At 39.0% G+C, this 5,799-nt stretch carries 4 protein-coding genes and 1 rRNA gene; 3 read left to right on the forward strand and 2 right to left on the reverse strand.

Features of this window, described 5'->3' with window-relative positions; translation table 11 throughout:
• Positions 1 to 102 (forward strand): 5S ribosomal RNA (gene rrf, locus ACFFIP_RS07820); the annotation flags it as partial.
• Between the two features lie 909 nt (positions 103 to 1,011).
• Here rrf and ACFFIP_RS07825 read toward each other — a convergent pair.
• The gene (locus tag ACFFIP_RS07825; protein ID WP_382387045.1) at positions 1,012 to 3,414 is read right to left on the reverse strand and encodes a ribonucleoside-diphosphate reductase subunit alpha; all 2,403 of its coding nucleotides are present in this window, start codon (positions 3,412 to 3,414) and stop codon (positions 1,012 to 1,014) included.
• A gap of 35 nt (positions 3,415 to 3,449) precedes the next feature.
• Positions 3,450 to 4,430, reverse strand: coding sequence for a ribonucleoside-diphosphate reductase small subunit (locus tag ACFFIP_RS07830; protein ID WP_382387046.1), 981 nt, complete (start codon positions 4,428 to 4,430; stop codon positions 3,450 to 3,452).
• 626 nt (positions 4,431 to 5,056) lie between these two features.
• Here ACFFIP_RS07830 and rplU point away from each other — a divergent pair.
• Positions 5,057 to 5,368: a 50S ribosomal protein L21 gene (gene rplU / locus ACFFIP_RS07835; RefSeq protein ID WP_382387047.1), complete on the forward strand. Its 312-nt coding sequence runs from the start codon at positions 5,057 to 5,059 to the stop codon at positions 5,366 to 5,368.
• Positions 5,369 to 5,400: 32 nt separating this feature from the next.
• Positions 5,401 to 5,661 carry a 50S ribosomal protein L27 gene (gene rpmA, locus ACFFIP_RS07840; protein WP_382387048.1) on the forward strand — a complete coding sequence of 87 codons (261 nt, stop codon included), beginning with the start codon at positions 5,401 to 5,403 and terminating at the stop codon, positions 5,659 to 5,661.
• The last annotated feature ends 138 nt before the right edge of the window (positions 5,662 to 5,799 follow it).

Raw genomic sequence — 5,799 nt, forward strand, 5'->3', positions numbered from 1 at the left:
TAGCGCAGGGGTCCCACCTCTTCCCATCCCGAACAGAGAAGTTAAGCCCTGCAGCGCCGATGGTACTGGGGTTACACCTGGGAGAGTAGGTCGCCGCCACATTATTAAGATCCTCAGGAGAAATCCTGGGGATTTTGTGTTTTATAAGGTTCAGGTTTCAATAATCACTTTTCCTAGATGTCCCACCTCTTCCCATCCTGATCCGCGGTGGCGTATAAGCCCTGCAGCGCCGATGGTACCGGTGCGCCGTGGCGCATGGGAGAGTAGAGCCTGTCCCGGGCATCGGGATCGCCGCCATATTGTTAAAAGCCTTTCAGGAAACTGGGAGGCTTTTGTCTTTATAGGAGAAACTAGAGATTAGAAACGAGAGGCAAGAAACAAGAAACAAGAGGTGAAACCTGTTAAAAAGGATGAAGGAAGATGGATGGAACAGGAAATTAGATTCGGCAGGGCGGCCAAATTATGCTTGGGCGAAATAAAGTTGGGATAGCTTTTAGGTATCAATATTTTTTCACTACCAATCAACCAATAACCAATCACTCAATCAACTAAAAAAAAGTTACACCCGGGAGAGTAGAGCCTGTCCGGGCATCGGGATCGCCGCTACATTGTTAAAAGCCTTTCAGGAAACTGAGAGGCTTTTGTCTTTAGATACTGGACAAAAGCTTACCTGGCTTCAGTTAGGATACAAAACGCAATAAATAAGACTCTAGACTTGGTACAAAGTACGATCCGCAACGCATGCAAACTGGTACTAAGAAATCTTGTGAACGGAGTTCTTGCGCTGCAATAAAAGCGTTTCTAAGGATTCATGTATTCCCTCCCGTCATCTGTTGGGGGCTATATAAAAAAATGATCGAGATTACTTCTTTTTTGATAAAACTTAGTTGAAAAAAATAATTGATACAAGAGTCTAGGTTGAACCTCAAATGTTGCAATTGATTGGTATAAAAAAAGCGTCTGAAACCATCAGACGCTTTTTGCCATATTACGAACTCTAAAATTTTATAATCAACCACTGCACATGTCACAACCTTCTGGATCATCGAGTGAGCATGCGATGGCGTCTTGTTTTTGGGATTTGGTCATGTCCAAAGTGGGGGTTGCTGAAGCAGTTTTTTCAGCATCAAGGGTTGCTTTGTCTACAGTGAATTTGATAGCACTGGTAGCAGCCTGAGACCTTAAATAATACATGCCGGTTTTCAATCCCTTTTTCCATGCATAGAAATGCATTGATGTAAGTTTGCCAAAGTTAGGATCCTGCATGAAGATGTTCATACTTTGAGACTGACAGATATAAGCTCCTCTATCGGCTGCCATATCGATGATGATTCTTTGAGAAATTTCCCAAACAGTCTTATATATATCTTTGATATTTTGCGGAATTCCGGGAATGTTTTGAACAGAACCATTAGCAGCAACCAGGCGGTTTTTCATTCCATCATTCCAAAGACCTAAATTGATCAGGTCTCTCATCAAATGTTTGTTTACCACAATGAATTCACCGGATAAAGTTCTTCTAGTGTAGATGTTGGATGTATAAGGTTCAAAACATTCATTGTTACCAAGAATCTGAGATGTTGATGCGGTTGGCATAGGAGCGACCAAAAGTGAGTTTCTAACACCGTATTTCTTCACTTTTTCTTTTAGATCATTCCAGGCCCATCTTCTTGATTTTGGAGTTACACCCCACATGTCAAATTGGAAAATTCCTTTCGAAGTAGGCGACCCTTCATAAGTCTCATATGTTCCTTCGACCTTAGCCAATTCCATAGAAGTTTCCATGGCGGCAAAGTATATAGTCTCAAATATATCTTCATTAAGTCCTTTAGCTTCTTCTGAGTCAAAAGGCATCCTTAGCATGATGAAAGCGTCTGCCAAGCCCTGAACGCCCAATCCAATTGGTCTGTGTCGGAAGTTGGATCTCCTTGCTTCTTCTACCGGATAGTAATTTACATCAATTACCTTGTTGAGGTTTTTGGTGGCAACTTTAGTCACCTCATACAACTTTTGGTGATCAAAATATTTCTTGCCGTCTGGGCCTGTTGTGACAAATTTTGGTAGGGCAAGAGAAGCCAAATTACAAACAGCCACTTCATCTGGGGCAGTGTACTCGATGATTTCGGTACACAGGTTAGATGATTTTATGGTGCCCAGGTTTTGCTGGTTTGACTTCATATTGGCAGAATCCTTATAAAGCATATAAGGAGTACCTGTTTCTATCTGAGATTCCAAAATTTCAAACCATAATTCCTGAGCCTTAACTGTTTCTCTAGCACGGCCTTCTCTTTCGTACTTCTCATACAATTTTTCGAATTCCTCTCCATGGCAATCTGCCAATCCAGGAGCCTCATTTGGACAGAATAAAGACCAATCATCGTTTTGCTCTACTCTCTTCATGAAAAGATCAGGAATCCACATGGCATAGAACAGGTCTCTTGCACGCATTTCTTCCTTGCCATGGTTTCTTTTCAGTTCAAGGAAATCCTTAACATCAGCATGCCATGGCTCCAAGTATATGGCAAAGCTTCCTTTTCTCTTTCCCCCACCTTGATCCACATAACGTGCGGTCATATCAAAGTTTCTGAGCATGGGCACTATACCATTGGATACACCATTGGTGCCTCTTATATAGCTTCCTTTTGCACGGATATTATGTATGGATAGGCCAATTCCGCCTGCAGATTGTGAGATTTTAGCTGTCTGCTTTAAGGTATCATAAATACCATCAATACTATCATCCTTCATGGTCAAAAGGAAACAGGAAGACAGCTGGGGCTTTGGTGTACCTGCATTGAATAGGGTAGGTGTAGCATGTGTAAACCATTTCTGGGATAACAAATGATAAGTCTCTATCGCTGCATCGATATCTTCTTTGTGGATTCCTATAGCAACTCGCATTAACATATGCTGAGGTCTCTCTACCACCTTACCATCAAGCTTGATCAGGTAACTTCTTTCTAATGTTTTGAAACCAAAGTAATCATAATCGAAATCTCTTTCATATACGATTACTTCATCTAATCGGGCAGCATATTTTTTAACAACTCCATAAACATCCGGAGCGATAAGTGCTGCATTATCACTTGTTTTTGGATTGATATGTGTGTACAGTCGCTTCATCGTATTGGAGAAGGACTGACTGGTGGTTTTATGTAAATTTGAAATGGCTATTCTGGCCGCCAAAATGGCATAATCGGGATGCTGTACTGTCAAGGAAGCACAAACTTCAGCAGCAAGGTTATCCAATTCTGTAGTGGTTACCCCATCATAAAGCCCATCAATGACTTTTTTGGCAACTTCAATGGGATGGATGAATCTTCCATCCAAACCATAGCAAAGATTTTCAATCCGTGTGGTGATCTTGTCGAACCTAACGGACTCACGGCGTCCATCTCTTTTTATTACTAACATGGCATTAAAGGATTTGGGTTGGTGGATAAGGTGGATTAAAAGTCTTCTTCGATGGAGAATTTAGGGCCATCTACAGCATCTTTTGACTTCATGACTCCAGCTTTTTGATAATCTCCAACTCTTTTTTCAAAGAAGTTGGTTTTTCCTTGCAAGGAAATCATATCCATGAAATCAAATGGGTTAGTGCTGTTCCAAACTTTGCTGCATCCAAGCTCAACCAATAGCCTGTCTGCAACAAATTCAATATATTGACACATGAGATCTGCATTCATGCCAATGAGTTTAACCGGCAGGGCATCTGATACAAACTCTTTTTCTATTTCAACAGCGTCCATAATGATCCTTGTGACGGTTTCTTTTGGAAGCTGATTGATCACATGCTTGGTGTAGAGGTGGCAGGCAAAATCACAATGAAGGCCTTCGTCTCTGGAAATAAGCTCGTTGGAGAATGTCAGTCCAGGCATTAATCCTCTTTTCTTCAACCAGAAAATAGAACAGAAAGAACCAGAGAAGAAAATCCCTTCCACTGCAGCGAATGCGATCAATCTTTCCTGAAAGTTGCCATTATCAATCCATCTTAAAGCCCACTCTGCTTTCTTCTTGACGCAATCGATGTGTTCAATTGCGTTAAAAAGTTTCTCTCTTTCTGCGTTATCTTTGATATAGGTGTCTATCAAAAGACTGTATGTTTCAGAATGGATATTTTCCATTGCGATCTGAAAACCATAAAAAAACTTTGCTTCTGTGTATTGAACTTCTGCTACAAAGTGCTCCGCCAAGTTTTCATTGACAATACCATCACTTGCAGCAAAGAAAGCCAAAACATGAGAGATGAAGTGTCTTTCTCCATCGTTAAGGTTTTTCCAATCCTTAAGATCTTGACTTAAATCAATCTCTTCTGCCGTCCAGAAGCTCGCTTCGGCCTTCTTATAGAACTGCCAAATGTCAGCATGTTGGATAGGAAAAAGGACAAATCTGTTTTTGTTTTCTTGAAGAATTGGTTCTGTATGTTGCATTACTCTAATTGGTTTGTAAGTTGGACTAATCTGAAAGAAAGATCATCAGATTTTCTAACATAGACTGGAAACACAGACTGTTTTTGGAACAGCCCAGAACAAATATGACCAACAAAAATCAAAAATAAAACCCCTGAAACCCCTGATATATTAGTTTTTTGAACAAAAGTCAAAAACAGTATAAGTAACTATAATTCAAACAAATAAAATATTTTATTTAAAGTAATAATTTAAATAAATATGGATTTAAAGCGCCACAAAACTTTTTTTAAATCGTTTAAATTATTTTTCAAGCCTTGTTTACAGTTCGTTTTTTGAACAATGGTCAATAAATTATCAGCTTCACGCGGGTAATTAATATTATTTCTAACAACCTGTTTATTAGTTGTTTAGACAATATTATATTCTAAATTTTATCCCAGATTGAATGATTTTTGCTAATCAAGGATAATTTTTGACTGTAAGTTTTTTAGATTTGAGAGTTGGAAATTTCAAGTAGAAAATAAGTGTTAGTGGGTGTTTGAATAATCAGTATTTTACTCTATAATATTTCAAGCAGGGCTTTTTTATTATTTTGATATTGATTATATTTGCACCTCAATTTCCTAAAGTATTATATATCATTTATGTACGCAATCGTAAACATCGCAGGAAAGCAGTTCAAAGTAACAAAAGATCAGTATGTCTTTGCACCAAAATTGCAAGGAGAAGCTGGCGCTTCCGTGGAATTTGATCAGGTATTATTGGCAGAAGACAATGGTACTGTATCAATTGGGGCACCAATCATTGCCGGTGCCAAGGTATCAGGAAAAATTCTTGATCATGTAAAGGGTGACAAAGTAATCGTTTTCAAAAAGAAAAGGAGGAAAGGTTACAAAAAGAAAAACGGTCACAGACAGGACTTTACAAAAGTATTGATTGAAAATATCACTTTATAAGATTTCGTAAGAGATCCTAAACGTATAAAATTATGGCTCACAAGAAAGGTGTCGGTAGTTCCAAAAACGGTAGAGAATCACACAGTAAGAGACTTGGTGTGAAGAAATTCGGTGGTGAGGCAGTTATTGCCGGTAATATCATCGTTAGACAAAGAGGTACTAAACATCATCCAGGTGAAAACGTAGGTGTTGGAAAAGACCATACCCTTTTCGCATTGACTGATGGAAAAGTTCAGTTCAAGAAAAAATTTGATGGAAAATCTTACGTTAGCGTTGTAAGCGCTGAGGCATAAGAATTTCCTTATAATAACAAAAAGGGGCTGTCCGAAAAGGGCAGCCTTTTTTATGCTGCAATTTTTTGATTTTGAAAATCTAAAGTCATGATTGGGGATTTTTGATTAGATTTTTTCCTTGACACGTATAATACTGGT

The sequence above is a fragment of the Fontibacter flavus genome (assembly GCF_042432905.1).
GTDB classification, from domain to species: Bacteria; Bacteroidota; Bacteroidia; order Cytophagales; family Cyclobacteriaceae; genus Fontibacter; species Fontibacter flavus.